This is a genomic window from Paenibacillus sp. FSL H7-0918 (genome assembly GCF_038007025.1).
Lineage (GTDB): Bacteria > Bacillota > Bacilli > Paenibacillales > Paenibacillaceae > Paenibacillus_AQ > Paenibacillus_AQ odorifer.
The window spans coordinates 894030-914145 of sequence record NZ_JBBOWJ010000002.1; the positions used below are offsets into that span (position 1 = coordinate 894030).

Annotated in this window: 14 protein-coding genes; 4 read left to right on the forward strand and 10 right to left on the reverse strand. The window is 45.6% G+C overall.

Translation table 11 applies throughout. The annotated features are described in order from the left end of the window. Positions 1-476: 476 nt before the first annotated feature. Both MHI15_RS18015 and MHI15_RS18020 read right to left on the reverse strand, forming a co-directional pair. A complete protein-coding gene (locus tag MHI15_RS18015) occupies positions 477-1661 on the reverse strand; it encodes a hypothetical protein (protein ID WP_076194211.1) in 1185 nt (394 codons plus the stop codon). Further along, positions 1625-2227, reverse strand: coding sequence for an RNA polymerase sigma factor (locus MHI15_RS18020; RefSeq protein ID WP_256717243.1), 603 nt, complete (start codon positions 2225-2227; stop codon positions 1625-1627). Before MHI15_RS18020 ends, MHI15_RS18015 begins: the two co-directional genes overlap by 37 nt. A gap of 123 nt (positions 2228-2350) precedes the next feature. On the opposite strand from MHI15_RS18020, the gene ligD reads away from it, so the two are divergent. Next, positions 2351-3235: a non-homologous end-joining DNA ligase gene (gene ligD / locus MHI15_RS18025; RefSeq protein ID WP_076185052.1), complete on the forward strand. Its 885-nt coding sequence runs from the start codon at positions 2351-2353 to the stop codon at positions 3233-3235. 204 nt (positions 3236-3439) lie between these two features. On the opposite strand, the gene MHI15_RS18030 is transcribed toward ligD, so the two are convergent. Together MHI15_RS18030 and cls are read right to left on the reverse strand one after the other, a co-directional pair. Then, positions 3440-4279 carry a YitT family protein gene (locus tag MHI15_RS18030; RefSeq protein WP_248547977.1) on the reverse strand — a complete coding sequence of 280 codons (840 nt, stop codon included), beginning with the start codon at positions 4277-4279 and terminating at the stop codon, positions 3440-3442. 240 nt (positions 4280-4519) lie between these two features. Further along, positions 4520-5950 carry a cardiolipin synthase gene (cls, locus tag MHI15_RS18035; protein WP_076129238.1) on the reverse strand — a complete coding sequence of 477 codons (1431 nt, stop codon included), beginning with the start codon at positions 5948-5950 and terminating at the stop codon, positions 4520-4522. Positions 5951-6111: 161 nt separating this feature from the next. Here cls and MHI15_RS18040 point away from each other — a divergent pair, with 161 nt between their 5' ends. Together MHI15_RS18040 and MHI15_RS18045 are read left to right on the forward strand one after the other, a co-directional pair. Beyond that, the gene (locus MHI15_RS18040) at positions 6112-7392 is read left to right on the forward strand and encodes a M23 family metallopeptidase (RefSeq protein ID WP_076185051.1); all 1281 of its coding nucleotides are present in this window, start codon (positions 6112-6114) and stop codon (positions 7390-7392) included. 38 nt (positions 7393-7430) lie between these two features. Continuing rightward, positions 7431-7880, forward strand: coding sequence for a bactofilin family protein (locus tag MHI15_RS18045; RefSeq protein WP_038568928.1), 450 nt, complete (start codon positions 7431-7433; stop codon positions 7878-7880). 8 nt (positions 7881-7888) lie between these two features. Here MHI15_RS18045 and MHI15_RS18050 read toward each other — a convergent pair whose 3' ends face one another. The 5 genes from MHI15_RS18050 to MHI15_RS18070 form a co-directional block, all read right to left on the reverse strand. After that, a complete protein-coding gene (locus tag MHI15_RS18050) occupies positions 7889-8677 on the reverse strand; it encodes an ABC transporter permease (RefSeq protein WP_076185050.1) in 789 nt (262 codons plus the stop codon). Further along, positions 8670-9596, reverse strand: a complete 927-nt coding sequence (locus tag MHI15_RS18055; RefSeq protein ID WP_232061156.1) for an ABC transporter ATP-binding protein — start codon at positions 9594-9596, stop codon at positions 8670-8672. The genes MHI15_RS18050 and MHI15_RS18055 overlap by 8 nt, the downstream gene beginning before the upstream one ends. A gap of 169 nt (positions 9597-9765) precedes the next feature. Continuing rightward, positions 9766-14361 carry a glutamate synthase large subunit gene (gene gltB / locus MHI15_RS18060; RefSeq protein ID WP_076129241.1) on the reverse strand — a complete coding sequence of 1532 codons (4596 nt, stop codon included), beginning with the start codon at positions 14359-14361 and terminating at the stop codon, positions 9766-9768. Positions 14362-14737: 376 nt separating this feature from the next. Then, positions 14738-17092 (reverse strand): YhgE/Pip domain-containing protein, encoded by a 2355-nt coding sequence (locus MHI15_RS18065; RefSeq protein ID WP_076129242.1) that lies wholly within the window; start codon positions 17090-17092, stop codon positions 14738-14740. A gap of 212 nt (positions 17093-17304) precedes the next feature. Next, positions 17305-17880, reverse strand: coding sequence for a TetR/AcrR family transcriptional regulator (locus tag MHI15_RS18070; protein ID WP_076129243.1), 576 nt, complete (start codon positions 17878-17880; stop codon positions 17305-17307). A gap of 265 nt (positions 17881-18145) precedes the next feature. Between MHI15_RS18070 and MHI15_RS18075 the strand changes: the two genes are divergently transcribed. Then, a complete protein-coding gene (locus MHI15_RS18075; protein WP_076129244.1) occupies positions 18146-19333 on the forward strand; it encodes an MGDG synthase family glycosyltransferase in 1188 nt (395 codons plus the stop codon). A 66-nt stretch (positions 19334-19399) separates the two neighbouring features. Here the strand turns inward: MHI15_RS18075 and MHI15_RS18080 are convergent, their stop codons facing one another. Beyond that, on the reverse strand, positions 19400-20083 hold the full coding sequence (locus tag MHI15_RS18080; RefSeq protein WP_076129245.1) for a metal-dependent hydrolase: 684 nt from the start codon (positions 20081-20083) through the stop codon (positions 19400-19402). Positions 20084-20116 lie beyond the last annotated feature (33 nt).

Below are 20116 nucleotides of genomic sequence, written 5' to 3' on the forward strand. Positions count from 1 at the left end.
CAATTGAGGAATTTCTCCCTAAACCTCAGATATTTCTGTTCATTGGACCTATAATTAGGGAAAACTTCCCTGAAATTCAGCCAATTCGGCAACGAATAAAGCAATTCTCCTGATTATTAGGGAGGAATTCCCTGATTTCGTTCATTTAGAGCAAATAGCGGCTATTTTCAGGGAGTTTTTCCCTAATTAGTTTAAAGCATTCTATACATTGCACAAACACAGAACGTATCGCCCATAGTCCACCGTCACATATACCACTAATTCCACAAATCATCTACTGCAAGCCGCACGAAAATCATACATAGCACATCGCACATCGCCCACCGCCCCAACCATTAACATAGAACTCTACGCGTGGCATATCGTCACATGGCACAGTAAAATCCATTATTCCCCTATTCCATAAAAAAGCTGCCTCCCAAGTAGAATTCACTACTTTTGAGACAGCTTCTCCTAATGTACAGTTAGAACAGTAGCTAGTGAATAAAACTGGTGGCAATCTTTTGCCATTGCTCACGAGTCAGTTTACTCTCCTGCTTGTCGCTTAGAGAAAAAACCATCTGGGTGACTTCATCATACCAATACAATCGATTCTGAGAAGACCAGGCATTCTTCCCTTTTCCAGTACCCGCCGCGATAAATATTGCCTCTTTACCTGTACCTGTCACAGACCATTTTTCAGCAGTCTGGCCTTCCAAGATAGACACTTGCATGTTATAACCCTTAAAAACACTCTGCCTTAAGGATAGTGTAATTCTTTGATCTCCGTTGTGGTAGGTAACCTCAGCATTATCTATGGAATTTGCAGCTATCTTCTCCATAAACAAGTTTTGTCCAGTTTTATCGGTTGTAGCCTTTTTTTGAAATTGTTCAAGGATTTCTTCATATTCTGTGTCTAGCGACTTGTATAGGGGAGCTGCATTAAAAGTTCCTTGCTCGAATTCATAACCATCAGCTAACGAGGAAGGCAACCCTGGCCAGAAATCGCCAACCGTTTTTAATTCTTTTACGAAGTCTTGATATTTCGAATACACCGGCGAAATAAAAGCAAACTGCAATTGATTTCCATAGCCTAACCCTAACTCCAGCTTATTTAATTCAGCATCCTTCACATAATAAGCAGCCATTTCCCCAGTGTTTAAACGAGCAAGCACTTGCTCTTTATAAGTCATAGATAAGCTCTGATACTTTTCTATCGCAGGCGAGGTTGTCGGATCAGGCGTATTATTATGCACCGTCTTCACAACAGCCTTCCCTCCGCTGTTCACTAGTGTAATAATACCACCTTGGGGTTTTGAGATATCAATTGTAACCTGGCTACCTTGTTCCGATAAATCTCCATCAGCAGATAGCTGAAAAGCACCCAACCCGATAATCCCCAGCAATACAGCCGCGGAGACTCCAGTGAGCACTCTTTTTCTAAACCTAGACGGGTGTTGGGGCATCTCTTTTTGCTTCTGCATAATAGGATCTTCCGGTTCTGGAAACGGATTCAGCTCGATAACGATGTTCGTCCTTTCACCGTCAATCCTATTCTGTTGTTCATGAATTGCTCTTACCCGCTTCATAACAGCTGCTTTTACATCCAGCTCTTCGCAGCTCCCTACCGCATCCATTTTCTTGATCATTTTCTCTTCAACAAAGCCTCGTTGCCGCACCATTCCGTTCCCCCTTTCTGAGCATTCAGCATTTTGCCAAGCTTCGTAATCGTTCGCCTGTATTTTTTCTTCACAGCATCAGTATTCTTATCCAGAATCTCCGCAATCTCCGGGAAGCTCTGTTCCTCAAAGATTCTAAGTACTAACAGGTTTCGCTCCTCTGTCTTCAGCTTCTCGAGGGCAAAAGTCAGATGTTCGTTAAATATGTAACGGTCCATCAACTGTTCCGGGCTTTCTGCAGGCGGATCTGGTTGAAAAAGCGCCATAAACTTTATTTGGCTTTGACGTTTGCGGATCAGACTGAGGCAATGATGGTAGGCAATTTTATATAGCCATGAAGAGAAGCTCGCGATAGGGCGGTATGTGCCTATATGCTGATATGCCTTTACCAGAATTTCCTGTACTGCATCCTCCGCTTCAGTACGGCTCCCAAGCAGCCGACAGCAATAGCGGTAAATCGGCTTTTGAAAAGCCTCGACGATCAAGGCATAGGAATCTACCTCGCCTGCCTGTACCCGAACAACAGTGTGCTCGATCCCGTCCAAAATCAGCAAACTCCCCTTTCTCATTAACGTATATCCTTATAAGTCTTATGATCATCCAAAAGGGACACTATGGGAATATTTTTTTCATGAAAAGGAGCAGACTGACACATAATACCTTCATTCCTATCACAGAAAGGAGTTTCCCCGATGCCGGCAGCGATCAAAGGTACAATTACCATAGACGGAGAAGAAATCATCATCACTAACCCAGAGAAGCTGCTGTGGCCCGAATGTGGCATTACCAAACGGATTTATCTGCAAAAGCTCGCTGCACTCTCTCCCTATCTGCTGCGTTATTGCCGAGACCGGCTGCTTACCGTCATTCGTTATCCGCACGGCATCTCTGGAATGTCCTTTTATCAAAAAAATGCACCTGATCCGCTTCCGGCCTTTGTCCAAACCGCTGTGCACGAGAATATTAACTATATCAAGCTGCAAGGTTTACCTGAGCTGATTTGGCTGGGAAATCTCGCCGCTTTGGAATTCCACCCTTCCCTGCATTATGTAGGCAGCGAGCTGCCCTGTGAGTGGATGATTGATCTTGATCCGTCACTTGAAATCGAACCTCGCATCATGGAAGCAACTGCGATCGTTGGAGGGGTCTTAACCTCCCTTGGCCTCTCCTCTGTACCCAAAACCTCCGGTGCTACCGGGGTGCAAATCATCGTCCCTATCGAGACTGGCGTTACTTTTGATGGATTGCGGAAAATCGGGCATTTTGTGGGTCGTTATGTCACCGAAAAGCATCCCAACCTGTTCACCCTGGAACGTCTAAAAAAGAATCGCGGAGATAAAATTTATTTTGACTACCTTCAGCATTATAGCGGCAAAACATTAGCTGCACCTTACACACCACGCGCAAGACCATTTGCTACAGTTTCTACACCCTTGCTCTGGGAGGAGGTTCAGCAAAATGTATCTCCCTCTAATTTTCATCTGCTCAATATCGAGGAACGCCTTCTGCGTATGGGAGATCTTTTAGAGAAAGTGCCCCCACAGCCCGTTGAACAGCTCATTGCTAAGCTCCCATAAAGGAGCAATCCCATAGAAAAAAGACCCTAAAAACAGCAATAAGCCCGCAGCATCAACTACATGCTACGAGCTTATTTGGCGTCCCACTCAAGGACAGAAGGTATACTATATAAGAATACGGCAGGCCGAGCTTTGTTCACCGTATTTATTGCTTTTTTATCCGTAAAAATACCTTCTTTCAGTTAATGATACTTAAGAGCTACGCTAGTGGATGGATTTCTTCTTGAAGCGGCCACCTTTAACATCATGGATGTTACCTATTGCGATGAATGCATCAGAATCCCAATCTTCAACAATGGTTTTAAGCTTAGCTTCTTCCAGACGGGTGATAACTACAAAGATCACTTTCTTGTTCTCACCGGAAAATCCGCCTTCTCCATCTAAATAAGTAACACCACGTCCAAGACGCTCAGTCAGAGCTTCCCCGATATCGCGGAATTTATCACTGATAATCCATACTGATTTCGATTGATCCAGACCCTCAAGGGTGATGTCAATAACCTTAAATGCAATATAATAAGCAATCAGGGAGAACATCGCGTTATTCCAACCGAACACAAATCCAGCTCCGGACAAGATGAACAGGTTGAAGAACATAACTACTTCACCTACAGAGAAGGGAAGCTTCTTGGCTACCAAAATCGCAACAATTTCTGTACCGTCTAGAGATCCCCCGAAACGTACAACCAATCCAACACCTACACCTAGAATGATACCGCCAAACACGGCAGCAAGCATCGGTTCAACTGTAAAGGCCTCTACATGATGCAGCATTGAAGTGCCGATAGACATAAGTAAAATCGCATATAAGGTAGATAAGGCAAATGTCTTACCGATTTGCTTATAACCGATTAACAGGAACGGAAGGTTGAGCAGTGTCAATAATATACCCAGAGGAATGTCAAATAAATGTGATAAAATAATGGAGATACCGGTAATCCCGCCATCAATCATTTGATTAGGTACTAGGAATATCTCAAGTGCAACAGCCATCATGGCGGCCCCTACGGATAACATGATCATACGCTGCGCGAACTTAGCCATTTTATGGGCACCGGTCTTCTGCAGTTTGTTCTGCTCCTCTTTGGTAAACATTTGTGGACTCACATTCATAGAACTCCCCCTACAATTTAACAGTATAGTTTTGAAACATTCGGAAGTATAACTACAATCTATACTTTCTTACATTTCTTCTTATACAATTATTATATCACAAAATATGCTCTAATAATGAATGGAACACGTACTATCCTTCGAAAAATTCAGATTTAGTCCTCTTTCCGGTCATAACAGCGGTGATAACAACTGACATAGCCCTTCACCGAGTTTGACAATTCTCCCTCTCTCCTTAAATTTTACAGGATCAATGAATTCACTGTTCTTTTGATCCTTTTCAAAACCCGCGACTAGCTCTGCTATCGTCTCAGGATGCAGCAAAACCGCTGTCATTTCGAAATTAGAATAGAAGCTGCGCATATCCAGATTCGCACTTCCCACCGTACCCAGCAGATCATCCACAATCATGACTTTAGCATGCATAAATCCTTTGGTGTAGCGATAGAACTTCACGCCTGCATCTTGTAAATTCTCCAGATAAGACAAAGAAGCATGATAAACAAGCTTATTATCAGGCTTTGCCGGAATGATGATTCTAACATCCACTCCACGAAGGACTGCACTCTTCAAAGCACGACAAATCGCAGGGTCCGGAATAAAATACGGTGAAGTAATCCAGATCCGTTCCCTAGCAGAGCAAAAAGCGGCAAAATACATCTCCTGAGAAGCATCAATCGCAGCATCCGGTCCACTTCCTACAATCTGCACGGCCTCTTGCTCCTTGCAAGAGTGCTCAGGGAACAAACGAGGATGACTCATACCTTCACCAGAGGCCAGTCTCCAATCCTTCAGGAAGACATACTGAATATAATAAACAGAATCTCCTTCTAAACGCAGATGGGTATCGCGCCAGTAACCCATCTTGGCGTCCTTTCCTAAGTAATCATCACCGATATTCATTCCCCCCGTAAAACCAATCAATCCGTCCACCACTAGGATCTTCCGATGATTGCGGAAATTAAACCGACGATCCAGTAAAGAACTAATCGGAGGTAAAAAAAAGTGGAACTCCACCCCGGCATTTCTCAGGGTTCGAATAAACCTACGGCTTAATCGATGACTGCCCAGTCCATCACAAAGCAAACGCACCTTTACTCCCTGCCGCGCCTTTCGAATCATAACGTCCTGAAACTGTTCTCCGATCTCATCATCACGATAAATATAAAATTGCATGTGGATATGTTCTTTTGCCTCTTCCATGGCTTCCAGCATAGCGTCGTAAGCTTCTCTTGCAGTTGACAGCACTCTGCTTTTGTTATGGCCTGTAATAGGCCCTTCCGAGAGCTTTGCAAGCAAAACCAATAAACCCTCGTTATTCTCAAACTGAGCGTTTCCAGTATCCGACGCTTGTTTTACTACCTTAATCTTACCAGTGACATACGAACGGATTTCCCGGAAGAGTGAAGTACATCTTTTGTTCAATTTTCTATTCTGTCTGTAGTCACGACCTAGAAAATAATAGAATGCCAGACCGAGCGGTGGACAACAGAAGGAAATAAACAACCATGCTATAGCCCTTTGCGGGCGTCGGTACTCCAGAAATACAATCAATGCAATCTGTATGATAAAAAGAATTAGAATTATCGCGAAAATCTTCAATTCTCTACCCCCTCAATTAATAAAAACAGATGCAATAGACTCTCTGCGATGACTCTAGTACAGGTTTTGCCGTAACTCTCCTTCTTTATTCAAACAAACCGTTGTCATGTTCCTGAAAGATATGGAATACATAGAGTAGTAGGACAATTCGGATGAGCCTAATGGAAGAAAAATCGTTAGCCTCAGGTATCGCAAGCGGCTGCCATAAGCCGCAGAAAGGAGAAGCCATGAAGAGTCAGCCAGATCATAAACGGATTACGCTGCTTGTCGTAAGGGATGCCGGACGTCCAGTCAAACAGCTCCACATCTCCAAACCGCTAGCGTTCGCCTTACCGGCAGCAGCAGCCCTGTCTATCTCCAGTCTGGTCACCTCTATGCATTTCCATGCCTCTCAGTCCATCTCACAGCTAGAAGCCGAGGCAGCCGCACTATCGCTAACCAATCTCCGCATGGAAATGAAGGTCGCCGACAAGGATAAAGATTTAACACAGCTTCGTAGCCAGGTCAGCGAACTTTCGGAAGAGGCAGATAACATTAAAGACAAGCTGAAGAGTGTAAATGCACTGGAACAGGAGCTGCAAGCATTGATTAACAAAAGCAAAGGTGCTGCTGCCGCTACAGACACGAATGAATCTCAACCGGAGAAATCCGCAACAGAAAAATCAAAAGCTGGATCGGCCACTTCAAATTCAACATTAGGTTTATCGAACCGTCTTTCTTCTCCTGTTCCTAAAGAGACTTCCTTTAAGCAGAGTACAGAAGAGAACTCATCTTCCACTTCTCTATCCGCCATAAGTTTCCGCTTTGGGGCCATCACCGCAGCCCTTCCAAAAACACTCACCCCGCAGGTTGGTGGAGAATACATCGCGGTGTATCAGAACGACGCTACGAGCTTGGTGGAAGAAACTAAGGATGACTTTGAGGAGATTCACGGGATGCTTGATGAAATGGTGGAAAGTATCACACAGACGATCACACAGGCAGAGCATGAGAATAACGTACAGGCAAATCTGCAAGCTCAAAAGGCCCGTGCAGAAAAGGCTAAACTTAACGCTGTACCGCTCTGGCCTACCGAGTCCAAAGTCATTTCTTCAAGCTTCGGTTACCGCTCAGATCCATTCAAAGGTTTGTCTGCGTTCCATTCCGGTGTCGATATTGCTGGGAACATCGGTGATCCTGTATATGCTGCCTTAGATGGCGAGGTTATTACTGCGGAACAAATGGGCGCACGCGGAAAATACATCGTGATTAAGCATTCAAATGGATTGGAAACCTGGTACATGCATTTGAACGGAATGATCGTATCTGCGGGAGACAAGGTTAGCAAAGGGCAGAAAATCGGCTTGCTTGGAAGCACTGGCCGAAGCACAGGTCCTCATCTTCATTTTCAGGTTGTGAAGCAGAATAAAACAGTCAACCCTTTGGCGTATGTCAAACCCTAAAGGGTTGCATTTAATTTCAAAATAGGAGGAATTTATAAATGTGGAACAAACGGCAGCAGCGTGTCCCCTTTAAATCTACCGATTCCCTAATTGGGCATGGAGGAACACTGGAGGGTAAGGTGCAATGTGATACAAACCTGCGGATTGAGGGTACCTTTAGCGGTGAGATTATTTGCAGTGGTGTCGTGACTGTAGGAGAAGAAGGAACAGTGCGCTCCAGTATTAAAGCGGAAGAAATCGTGATTGCCGGCAAAGTATACGGGGATGTTACGGCTGATCGCAGACTCATTATGACCGGAACCGGAGAATTGCATGGCAATATTTCAGCAGGAGCACTTAGCATTATGGAAGGCAGCCTCCTGAATGGCTCCATTGCCATGCAAGAACAGCCCACCTCTGAAAAAGCAGGTGAGCCCAAAAGTAATATGAAAAAGGACAAGGCAGCCAAGCGCTCCTCCAAAGCTCAAGGAACACTTGAAGCCGGCTAGACTTATTTCTATGAAGCAACGTCCCTTTTACGGAAGACAATCCAGGAAATGGCCAGGAATAGGATATAGTACACCGCTAATACAGCTATGGAGAAGCCAAGTGTTGAGCCCCCCGGACCCGTATCCGACAATAGGTAACCTCTTAGATCCATATGTGTGAAGATTAAGTATTGGGCCCATTCAAACCGTTCTGGACTAAAAATAACCGTAAAAATACTCTTGGCAAACATAATAAATAAGGATAATCCAATAGCCAGCCCACTTGCGCGGAATACGCTAGATACCATGAAAGCCAGAGCAGCAGTCAGGAAAAGCTCAATGTAACGACATAGGAGATCTAGGAAGGAATATTCCGCTGGACTCCAAGCCGTAATGGATGACATCGTATCTCCCGAAGATGAGGAGAAGATTAACGAAGCACCAAACCCAAAAGCAATCAATACTGCGGTGCTAAGCAAACTGAATAACACCATGGAAATATATTTCGAGAGCAGGATCTTGGAGCGACTCCACGGGCGAATCAGCAGCAGCTTAATGGTTCCCCAGGTAAATTCGCCCGCTACGGAGTCAGAAGCCACTACAACGGTAAAGATTGTATTCAAGAAGAACGCAATACTCACCGTCATCTGAAAGTTGTCCCAAAGCCCCATAAGCGATGAATCGCCTTCGCTTGTGAAATAAATAAGCGCAGGAAGCAGCACGCTCATCACTGCAAGAATAAGCAGCATAATCCATGTGCGGACACGGCTGTATATTTTGATATTCTCATTATGTATGAGAGCTGTAAACTCACCCAATTCCTTCACCTCCTGTAACCTCTAAGAATTGATCCTCCAGCGTACGGGCAAGGGTTCTGATGTTATACACCTTAATCCCACCTGCCACTAGCTTGGCATTTAATTCTGCAATCTCCTCACGCTCTGCCTCAAGCACAAGTCCCCCACTCTTAAATACTCCACGTCCAATGAGGGCTAACGCAGCCTCAGCATTATCAACCTCGAACAAGGTTTCTCCCAGAGGCATTACAGTATTGCCTACCCCTTTCAGCTGCTTCACATCCACCAGTCGTCCATTTTGGATAATCGCAACGCTGTCACACATGAGCTCCATCTCGGAAAGTAAATGACTGGAGACGAATACAGTTGTTCCTTCTTCCTGACATAAACGGCGTAAATAGTCTCGGAGCTCGCGTATCCCTTGTGGGTCCAGCCCGTTGGTTGGCTCATCTAGAATCAGCAGCTTGGGTCTGTGCAGCAGTGCTTGAGCCACTCCCAGCCTCTGACGCATACCTAGCGAATAGGTCTTAACTTTGTCATGAATTCTTTGACCTAGTCCGACTAGCTCGACAACCTCATCTATCCGTTGCTTTGTTACCCCTGGCACCATCCGTGCATATTGGCGCAGATTCTGATAACCGGTGAGGAACTTGTACATCTCTGGATTTTCTACAATGGCCCCTATATTTGCGATAGCCTCTTCAAAATGGTTTTTAATACTACGGCCACAGATCAAGATGTCTCCACGACTAATGGAAATCAATCCTACCATCATCCGTATTGTAGTAGTCTTACCTGCTCCGTTGGGTCCCAAAAAACCGAAGATTTGTCCAGGCGGGATGTCCAGCGTTAAATCGCTCACCAGCGTTTTCGAGCCGATTTTTTTGGTGACTCCCTGCAGGCGGGCAACAGGCTCCATCAATATTTCTGTATTCGACATAGTCTCACTTCCTTTCATCTATAACCTAGTTTACCACATATACCCTTTTTTCCGAAAATCACTAGAGGATAAGAGTCTGCCAGTTAAAAAAGGAACCTGACTTCTCCGGTATTAGGAAGAGTCAGGTCCCCTTATTCATTTAGTTCCTATTTCATTCAAGTACAACAGTTTAACCGCCAACACGGGCAAGCTCGCGCATATTTGCTTCAAATGCAGCCATCAACGCAGCTTCTCCGGTCAATCCGGTTTGTTCTACCTTGCGAATTTGCTCCATCATCCGTTTGTAATCCTTCGGAATGACACGAACGAAGTTCGGCAAGCTATCTGCCCATTGATTCAGTACCCGTGCGCCAGCCGCACTACCTGTAAGCTCGGTATGGCGGATAATCAGCTCACGCAGCTCTTCGATCTCCTCAGACTCTTCCACTCTCTCGAGTAGTACCATTTCGAGATTGCAGCGGCCGATGAAGGTTCTATCTGGGTCGTAGACATAAGCGATGCCGCCTGACATCCCTGCCGCAAAGTTACGGCCAGTTTCACCAAGGACAACCACTCGGCCTCCAGTCATGTATTCACAGCCGTGGTCACCCACGCCTTCTACAACAACCTTCGCTCCGGAGTTACGGACGGCAAAACGTTCACCAGCGATACCGTTAATATAAGCTTCTCCACCTGTTGCACCGTAGAATGCAGTATTTCCGATAATGATATTGTCCTCAGCAGCAAAGGTAGCTTTCGGAGATGGCTTGATAATAATCTTACCACCCGACAATCCTTTACCTACATAGTCATTGGAATCTCCTTCCACCGTAAGCGTGATTCCCTTAGGCACGAATGCACCCAAGCTTTGACCAGCAGAACCGGTGAAATGAAGCCGAATCGTATCATCCGGCAAACCTGCGGCCCCATACTTGCGGGTCAGCTCGCTGCCAAGGATAGTTCCGACGGCACGATTAACGTTCGTGATTGGCAGTGATGCCTCAACAGCCGTACCTGATTCCAGTGCAGGTGCTGCCAGGTCGAGCAGCTGCGAAACATCCAGTGTCTCTTCCAGACCATGATTCTGGTATTTACTGCGGAAGCGTGTGCTTCCTTCCGGTAATTCCGGTGTATGCAGCAGGCTGCTCAAATCTATGCCTTTCTTCTTCCAATGCTTCGACGCCTGAGTTGCGTCTAGACAATCGGTACGGCCTACCATCTCTTCAATTGTACGGAAGCCGAGACTTGCCATAATTTCACGTAGATCCTGTGCCACGAAGGTCATAAAGTTAACTACATGCTGCGGATCACCGGTAAAATTCTTACGAAGATCCGGATTCTGTGTAGCTACACCAACCGGACAAGTATCCATTTGGCAGACACGCATCATTATACAGCCAACAGATACTAGCGGAGCAGTGGCAAAACCATACTCTTCGGCCCCAAGCAATACAGCTACAGCCAAATCGCGGCCGCTTAGCATTTTACCATCTGTTTCCAGAACTACACGGTCACGCAGATTGTTGAGCATCAATGTCTGATGGGTTTCAGCCAAGCCAAGCTCCCACGGAAGACCCGCATGACGAATGGAGTTCATCGGCGATGCCCCTGTACCTCCATCATAGCCACTAACCAAGATAATATCAGCGCGCCCTTTGGCTACACCCGCAGCAATCGTACCCACTCCAACTTCCGATACGAGCTTAACATTAATGTTTGCACGTGGATTTGCATTTTTCAGATCATAGATCAGCTCTGCCAAATCCTCGATAGAGTAAATATCATGATGCGGTGGAGGTGAGATCAGACCCACACCTGCTGTTGAGCCACGTACTTCAGCGACCCAAGGATAAACTTTACGTCCCGGAAGCTGTCCACCTTCCCCTGGTTTAGCGCCCTGAGCCATTTTAATCTGGATCTCATCAGCGTTAACTAGGTAGTTCGAGGTAACACCAAAACGTCCAGAAGCTACTTGTTTAATCGCACTGCGACGTGAATCACCATTGCTATCCGGAATATAGCGGGCTGGATCTTCGCCGCCTTCACCTGTATTACTCTTGCCACCGATCCGGTTCATCGCAATGGCCAATGTCTCATGTGCTTCCTTACTAATGGAACCAAAGGACATTGCACCCGTCTTAAAACGTTTCATAATGGACGATGCAGATTCTACTTCTTCCAGTGGAATCGGTTCATAGGCTGACTTGAATTGCAACAAGGAACGAAGCGTCAATTGCTTCTCGCTTTCTCCTTGAACAAGGGCAGCATATTTCTTGTACATATCATAATTCCCGCTACGCACAGAGTGCTGAAGCAGATGAATCGTCTGTGGATTGAATAGATGCTCTTCCCCATCATTACGCCATTGATAATCGCCACCGGAGTCAAGCACCTTATCATTTCCGTCTTTTTCTGTAAAAGCACGGTTATGATGGATAAGCGCCTCAGTTGCCACTTCCTCCAGGCCAATCCCCCCAATGCGGGAAGGTGTCCAAGTAAAGTAACGATCCACGAACTCAGAGTTCAGACCCACAGCTTCAAAAATCTGCGCACCGCGGTAAGATTGAATCGTCGAAATTCCCATTTTGGAAAGAATCTTAACTACGCTCTTAGTCGCAGCTTTAATATAGTTCTTCACTGCTTTTTCATGCGAGATTCCCCGCAATAAGCCTTGGCCGATCATGTCATCCAAGCTTTCAAAAGCCAGATAAGGATTTACTGCACTCACACCATAACCGAGCAGCAGCGCATAATGATGGACTTCACGTGGTTCACCGGATTCCAGCAAAATACTAACTTTCGTCCGTGTTCCTTGGCGGATCAAATGGTGATGCAGACTCGATACCGCAAGCAGAGCTGGAATCGCAGCATTCTCACTGTCCACACCGCGGTCAGTCAGAATCAGAATGTTATGCCCTTTAGCCATAACACGGTCAGCAGCCTCGTTCATGCGCTCAAGCGCGATGCGTAATCCTTCTGCCCCAAGCTCAGCCGGGAAAAGAATTGGAATAGACATCGATTTGAAGCCTGCACGGCGAACATGGCGAATCTTAGCAAAATCTTCGTTCGAAAGAATTGGCGTTTGCAGCGAGATCTGGCGGCAGCTTTCCGGTTCCGGTTTAAGCAAATTACGCTCTGGTCCAATCGTAGTCGTTGTGGATGTAACCAGCTCTTCACGAATGGCATCGATGGGTGGATTCGTTACCTGAGCAAACATTTGTTTGAAATAGTTATAGAGACGTTGCGGGCGGTCCGAAAATACGGCGAGCGGAGCATCATAACCCATGGAACCGACAGCTTCAGCACCAGTAGATGCCATTGGCTCAAGCACCTTGCGCAAGTCTTCAAAAGTATAGCCGAAAGCCTGCTGTAGCTGTTGTACATTGTCATGCTTAGGATTTGGCAGTTCAGGTGCATCCGGAAGCTCATCAAGACTGATCAAATGCTCATCCAGCCACTGGCGATAAGGCTTCTCAGAGGCGATAGCCGATTTAACTTCCTCATCGGAGATAATGCGGCCTTCCTTCGTATCCACGAGCAGCATGCGTCCAGGTTTCAGGCGGTCTTTATATAAGATGTCCTCTGCTGGAATGTCCAGTACACCGGCTTCTGAGGATAAAATAATCATATCGTCTTTCGTTACATAATAACGAGCAGGACGCAGGCCATTACGGTCCAGAATAGCGCCGATTTGTATCCCATCGGTAAAGCCCATTGCAGCAGGCCCGTCCCACGGCTCCATTAGAGTACTGTGGTATTCATAAAATGCTTTTTTATCAGCATCCATACTATCATGATTGCTCCATGGTTCAGGAACCATCATCATGGCTACCTGTGGCAGGGAGCGTCCGCTCAAATAGAGAAACTCAAAGGTGTTATCGAACATTGCAGTGTCCGATCCATCCGGGTTAATAACAGGCTTGATCTTGTTCAGATCTTCACCAAACACTTCGCTCTTAAACAATGACTGGCGCGCATGCATCCAGTTCACATTACCACGCAAGGTGTTGATCTCACCGTTGTGGATCATAAAGCGGTAGGGATGCGCACGTTCCCAGCTTGGGAAGGTGTTCGTGCTGAAACGGGAGTGAACTAACGCGATCGCTGATTCCAGCTCTTCGTTCTGCAAATCCAGGTAGAATTGTCCGACTTGTTCTGTAGTCAGCATGCCTTTGTATACAATCTTACGGCACGACAAGCTTGGAATATAGAAGGATTCATCCTCTTCTGCACCACCGTAACGAATGGCAAGCTCTGCACGTTTGCGGATTACATAAAGCTTACGTTCAAAAGACAACTCATTCGTGACCGAAGCCGAGCGGCCGATAAATACTTGACGCACAAAAGGCTTAGCAGCTTTCGCTGTCTTGCCAAGCATTTCATCATAGGTAGGCACATCACGATAGCCGAGTACTATTTGACCTTCTTCAGCAATAATATTGCTTAAGAGAGCTTCATGCTGCGCCCGAACTTCTTCGTTATGAGATAAAAAGATCATGCCCACGCCATAATGGCCTTGTTCCGGCAAAGCAAAGCCTAGCTTCTGAGCTTCGCTTGCAAAGAAACGGTGCGGAATTTGAAGCATGATACCTGCTCCGTCACCAGAGTTGGGTTCGCTACCTTGGCCTCCCCGATGCTCCATATTAAAGAGCATTGTCAAAGCATTACTTACGATATTGTGAGACGGTGTGCCTTTAATATGAGCTACAAATCCCATGCCGCAAGCATCTTTTTCGAACTGGGGATCATACAGGCCCTGTTTTACGGGCAGTTCAGTGTGTTTCATCGAACGCAACCTTTCTATTATAAAGTATGCAATGTGTTAGGAAAATTTTTCACATGAAAATCTTAATAATTATTCAATCCAGATTAGTGCTATTATTTTATCACCGAGGTATCATCAGCGCAATTTAAACTTTTTTATGATGCTGATTAACAATTGTTTTTGCATCACAGCTTTAGCGAGTAAAAGTTTAAAAAAACTTCATGTTGCATAATTATACATAAATAACGCATAAGTGCATATGCAATGAAAGCGTTACAAGATTTTTCACTCCTTCTAATATGTTTGCAAGAAAAAGGGTTTTTATGATTTTAAATCAAAAAAAGCGTCTCCCAGAGGAGACGCTTTTTTATACTTTTTTTTCAAAAAATTTATCAGTTTATACAGTCAAAACTTGTTCACTATTCACTCCAACTTCATTCTCACGGCTACGTGTCATGAAGTAAGCGAAGGTAAGAGCAAGGAATCCAAGACCAAAGATTGCCAGGATACCTACATCTCCCCACATTGCACTGAAATCACCTGTAGAAATTACTGCTTTGAGACCACTAACTGTGTAAGTCATTGGAAGCAGTGGATTAAAGAATTTCATCCAGTCAGGGATCAATTCAAGTGGGAATGTTCCGGCACTAGTTGTTAATTGGAAAATCAGAATAACGATAACAACGAAACGTCCCGGTTGATCCATCCAAGTAACAATCGCTTGAACTACCCATGTGTAAACTAAGCTTGTTAAGAATGTAAATACGAAGAATAGCGGTTTACTTTGTACTTCCAGTCCAAGTCCGTACAATACAACCACAGCAGCCAGCATAGACTGGATGAAGCTCATGATTGTGAAGGTAAGCGTACGGCTGATGAAACGGTTCATACGGCTAGCACCAAGGACAGCCGAATCACGCATTGGAATAACAATTGTTGAAATCAAAGCACCTACAAACAATCCAAGGGATAGGAAGTAAGGAGCAAAACCTGTACCATAGTTCGGAACATGATTCACAACTTTATCCTCAACCACAACTGGTTGTGCGAACATTTCCATCATTGCATCTGTTTTGTTCACGCTGCCTGTTTTTTCAGCAGCATCGCCAAGCTTAGTTGCCAGTTCTGTTGATCCAGATTTCAGATCATCCATACCATCTTTCAGCTCGCCTGCGCCATCAGCCAGTTTTTTCGAACCATCTGCTACCGCACTGATACCGGAACCTAGTTCGCCTACACCGCTAAGCAGTTTTGAGGTACCATCACCAAGTGCTTTACCGCCTTCAGCCAGCTTGCTGCCTCCAGCTGCAGCTTCTTTAAGCTTCGCACCAAATTGTTGCATTCCTGCATTCAGCTTATCGCCACCAGCTACAAGTGCAGATGCGCCTTGTGCCAGTTTTTGTTGTCCTGTCAACAGCTGTGTGCTACCAGCATTTAATTGCTTAGCTCCATCATGCAACTGAGTTACACCAGCAGCTAACTGCTGTGACCCCGAGTGCAGTTGAGTTGCACCTTGTGCCAGTTGCTCTTGCCCACTGTGGAGTGCAGTAGCACCCTGTGCCAGCTGCTCTTGGCTTTGTTGCAGTTGCTCACTGCCTTGTGCCACGGCTGCACTAGCTGCCAGCAGCTTCTGTACCGCTGGATTTTGTGCCAGCTCAGGACTAGCCTGTGCCAATTGCTCCAATCCTTGAGCTACCGCTTTAGCACCCTCAGTTACCTTCGTGCTGCCTGCGGCGGAAGCTTGCAAACCCGCTTCCAGTTTCGCGCTGCCATCTACGGAAGAAGTTAAGCCCGCTTCCAGCTTCGCGCTGCCATCAACTAAAGATTGTGTTCCTGCTTGTAGTTTAGAAGTACCATCCACAGCAGACTGTGTTCCCGCCTGAAGCTGTGTAGCACCTGTTACAGCTTGTTTCAAGCCGTCACTAAGCTGTTTACTGCCGGCAGAACTTTGGGCAACACCGTCTTGAAGTTGCGTATGTGCAGTAGACAATTGTTGCAATCCGCTTGCCAACGTGGTTGATCCTGTTTTAAGCGCCGTAGCACCTGCATTCAAATCAGTCACGCCTTGTGTAAGGGGTTCTACACCATTTTGAAGTTTACCTGTACCATCTGTCAGTACAAGTAGATTATCTTTCAGCTTCAAGGCTCCGTCATCTAGCTTACCAGCGCCATCAGCGATCTTGGAAGCACCATCTCCGGCTTCGCCCAATCCATCAGATACTTCTGTAATCTGATTGAATACAGACTCCACATAAGCTTCTGTTACTTTAGCAGATACTTTATTTTTAATTTCTGCTACAGCCGTACCACCGATCTGACCAGCCAAGAAGTTATAACCTTCATTTGGCTCATAAATAATTTTTGCCGGCTGTGGTTCATCATCCATAAGAGTAGTAGCTTTGGCAGAAAAGTCTTCCGGAACAATGATCGACATATAATAAGTATTGTCCTTCATTCCTGCTTCCGCTTCTTCAAGGGAAACGAAGTTCCACTGGAAGCCGTCGGTTACCTTCAACTCTTCTATAAGATCATTACCGGCTTGTAGTTGCTTGCCTTCATAATTAGCGCCGACATCCTGGTTGACCACAGCAACCGGAAGTTCATTCATCTTGCCATACGGATCCCAGAATGCCTTCAGGAAGAATCCGCTGTACATCACCGGAATAAATAGGATAGCAATCATTGGAATCAGCACCTTCGGATTTCTAAGGGCTGCGCCAAGATCCTTGGTAAATACGGATAATGATTTCATTCTGGTTCTCTCCTTATGAGCTTATGCTCTCTTTAAAATGCTTTGTTTGCGAAATATTACGTAACACTAAGTGACTGTTTTCCCCATTCGGTCAATTCAGGGTATAAAAAAATGCCTTGCGGCTCTTCTTCAATGCCTAATCATCTTGAGAATTGTTAAGGGAAAGCGAATCGAGTGATGCTGAGAACGCCATCCCTATCCTGAATCAACCCTTACTGTGCCAATCCTTCGGCGAGAAACAAATGAAAATACATCTTGATCTGTTCCTTGTCCAAGGGAGTATGTGTTTTATTCAGTTCAGCAGTCAATACAATATATAATCTGAACATGACTACCGAGACGATTTTGGGATCGCAAGGTTTGATTTCTCCCTGTTGGAGCGCTTGTTGCACCTCCCGTTCTAAATATTCTAAAACTACGTTCTCGATCTTCTCGAGTCCTTCTCCAGCCTGCGGCGTACCGAATTCGCGATTCTCCTGGGAAAGTTTTATGAATAGCTCCTGCTCACTTCGAAACTCAAGCAGAGCATCCAGCACACGATGCAAGTTATCAAAGAAAGGTCTGTCTCGCCTGATCTCCCGTTCAGCTATCGTCTTCATTTCCATCATCATATCGCGCAGGATCTCGTCAAACAATTGCTCTTTGTTTGTAAAAAAGGTGTAGATGGTTCCCTTACCGACATTTGCAATCTTAGCAACCTGATCCATTGTAGTTGCCTTATAGCCAAATAATGAAAAAGATTTCGCTGCGGCCTGAAGCACCTGCTGTCTTCGATCCACCACTGCCACCTGTGCACACTTCCTTTCTCCAGAAAATATCGTTCCCGCTGACTTCTGACCACTTTACTAATCCGGTCAATTGGTCATTCACTACTTTATCATGTTGTTTTCTAGTTTGCAATACTTTGGGCGAACCTTTTATTTTTTTATTTATTGCAGGGTTTTAACTTTCTATTTACGTCTTACTTGTATAATGTGAGTATAGTATAGATTTCCTAGTATAATTAGAAGAAGGAAAGCATTTCTATAGAAAAGGAAAGTAGCAGGTGAACTTATGCGAAAGAAAAGAGTACTGCTGTTTTCGGAAGGCTTCGGTACGGGCCACACAGGAGCAGCCTATGCTCTGGCCGAAGGAATAAAGCTGCTGAATCCGGATGTCCAGTGCCGAGTCATCGAGCTGGGGAAATTTCTTAACCCGACGGTCGCCCCTTGGATTCTTTCCGCTTACCGCAAAACAGTTAGCAGCCAGCCTAAGCTGGTCGGCATGATGTATAAGACACAATATCATAAATCATTGAACCCGTTGACTAAAATGGCGCTTCACCGGATTTTTTATACACATGCTTCACAGGTGATCGAACAGCTAAAGCCTGATTTGATTATCTGCACTCATCCCATTCCGGCTGCGGTCATTTCCAGACTAAAGCGTCGTGGATTAAATGTGCCTCTGTATACATTAATTACAGATTATGATGCACATGGGAGCTGGGTAAATTCCGAGGTCAATCGTTATCTCGTATCTACCCCACGCGTCAAATCCATTCTGACAGGCCGTGGGATCGCTCCAGAGCTAGTAACCGTCACTGGCATCCCAGTGCATCCAAAGTTCTGGGAACGCTCCAACAAGACGCTGCTGCGCAAGGAACTGGGATTGGCTGATATCCCAACCGTACTCATTATGGGTGGAGGCTGGGGGTTAATGTTCGGCAAAGAGATTATGCATTCCCTCACCGCCAGAATGGATGATATTCAGCTCGTCTTCTGTATGGGCAGCAATGAGAAGCTAATCGCCAAAATGAAGTCCAATCCACTGCTTAATCATCCCAATGTTAAAATTCTGGGATATAGCAGTGAAATCAATAAATTGATGGATGCCTCAGACCTGCTGATCACGAAGCCTGGAGGGATGACCTGCACAGAAGGTCAGGCCAAAGGAATTCCGATGCTTTTCTATAAAGCTATTCCAGGTCAGGAAGAGAAAAACTGCCAATATTTCGTAGAGCTTGGGCTGGCAGAGGTGCTCGACTCGGAAGTAGTGAACAAATGGTTCACTATGATGCTTCGTGAATATTCAGTTCTGGAAGAGCAACGCAGACGACGTCTCGCTCCAGATAAACATCAACCGCAAAGCTGTGCGACTACTGTTCTGAAGATGTTAGGTAACCCCGTAAGCGAGGCAACTGAAATCAGAGGCTCTAGAGCGCAAGCACGTAATGAAGAACCTGTATGTATTACACCTTAAAGAATAAGCAGGTAGTCAGGGAATTTCCCCCGGCTACCTGCTTTTTTTAATATAAATCGGATTGGTTTAAATTTCTACACTCTCACCAGCTTTAAGCGGGAAACCTTCCACTCCCTCTTGATGCAGGCGATCGCAGAAATCAGCTCCATCCTGAGCAATATCCGGAAATGTATTGTAATGTAGCGGGATCACCTTATCCGCCCGCAGCCAGCGTGCGGCCAGCAAGGCGTCATCCGGTCCCATGGTTAGCATATCGCCTATAGGCAGAGCTGCCAGGGCAATCGCGTTCCTTTCTCCAATGAGGCGCAGATCGCTGAATAGCGCGGTATCCCCCGCATGGAAAATCGTCTTGCCCTCAATCGTCAACAAAATCCCCGCGGGTTGTCCAGCATAAATCCAAGAGTCGCCCTCCTGAATGGATGAGGAATGAAATGCCTGCGTAAATTTCACAGTCATCCCGGCATAGGTATGACTACCACCTATATTCATGTGCTTTACTTGTGCACCTTTCATCCGGCAATATTCGGCAAGCTCAAACACCGCAAAGATCGGACAATCATTCTGCTTGGCAATTTCGACAGCATCTCCAAAATGGTCAGAGTGGCCGTGAGTAAGCAGAACGGCATCAACTGAAATATTGGCAGGTGAAATACCGGAGTTCGGATTGCCTGACAAAAAAGGGTCAATAATAACCTTCACGTTCTCCGTCTCTACCAGCAGAGCTGAATGTCCATAATAAGTGATTTTCATGGTTATCTTCCACCTCCAGATTCATATAGTTTA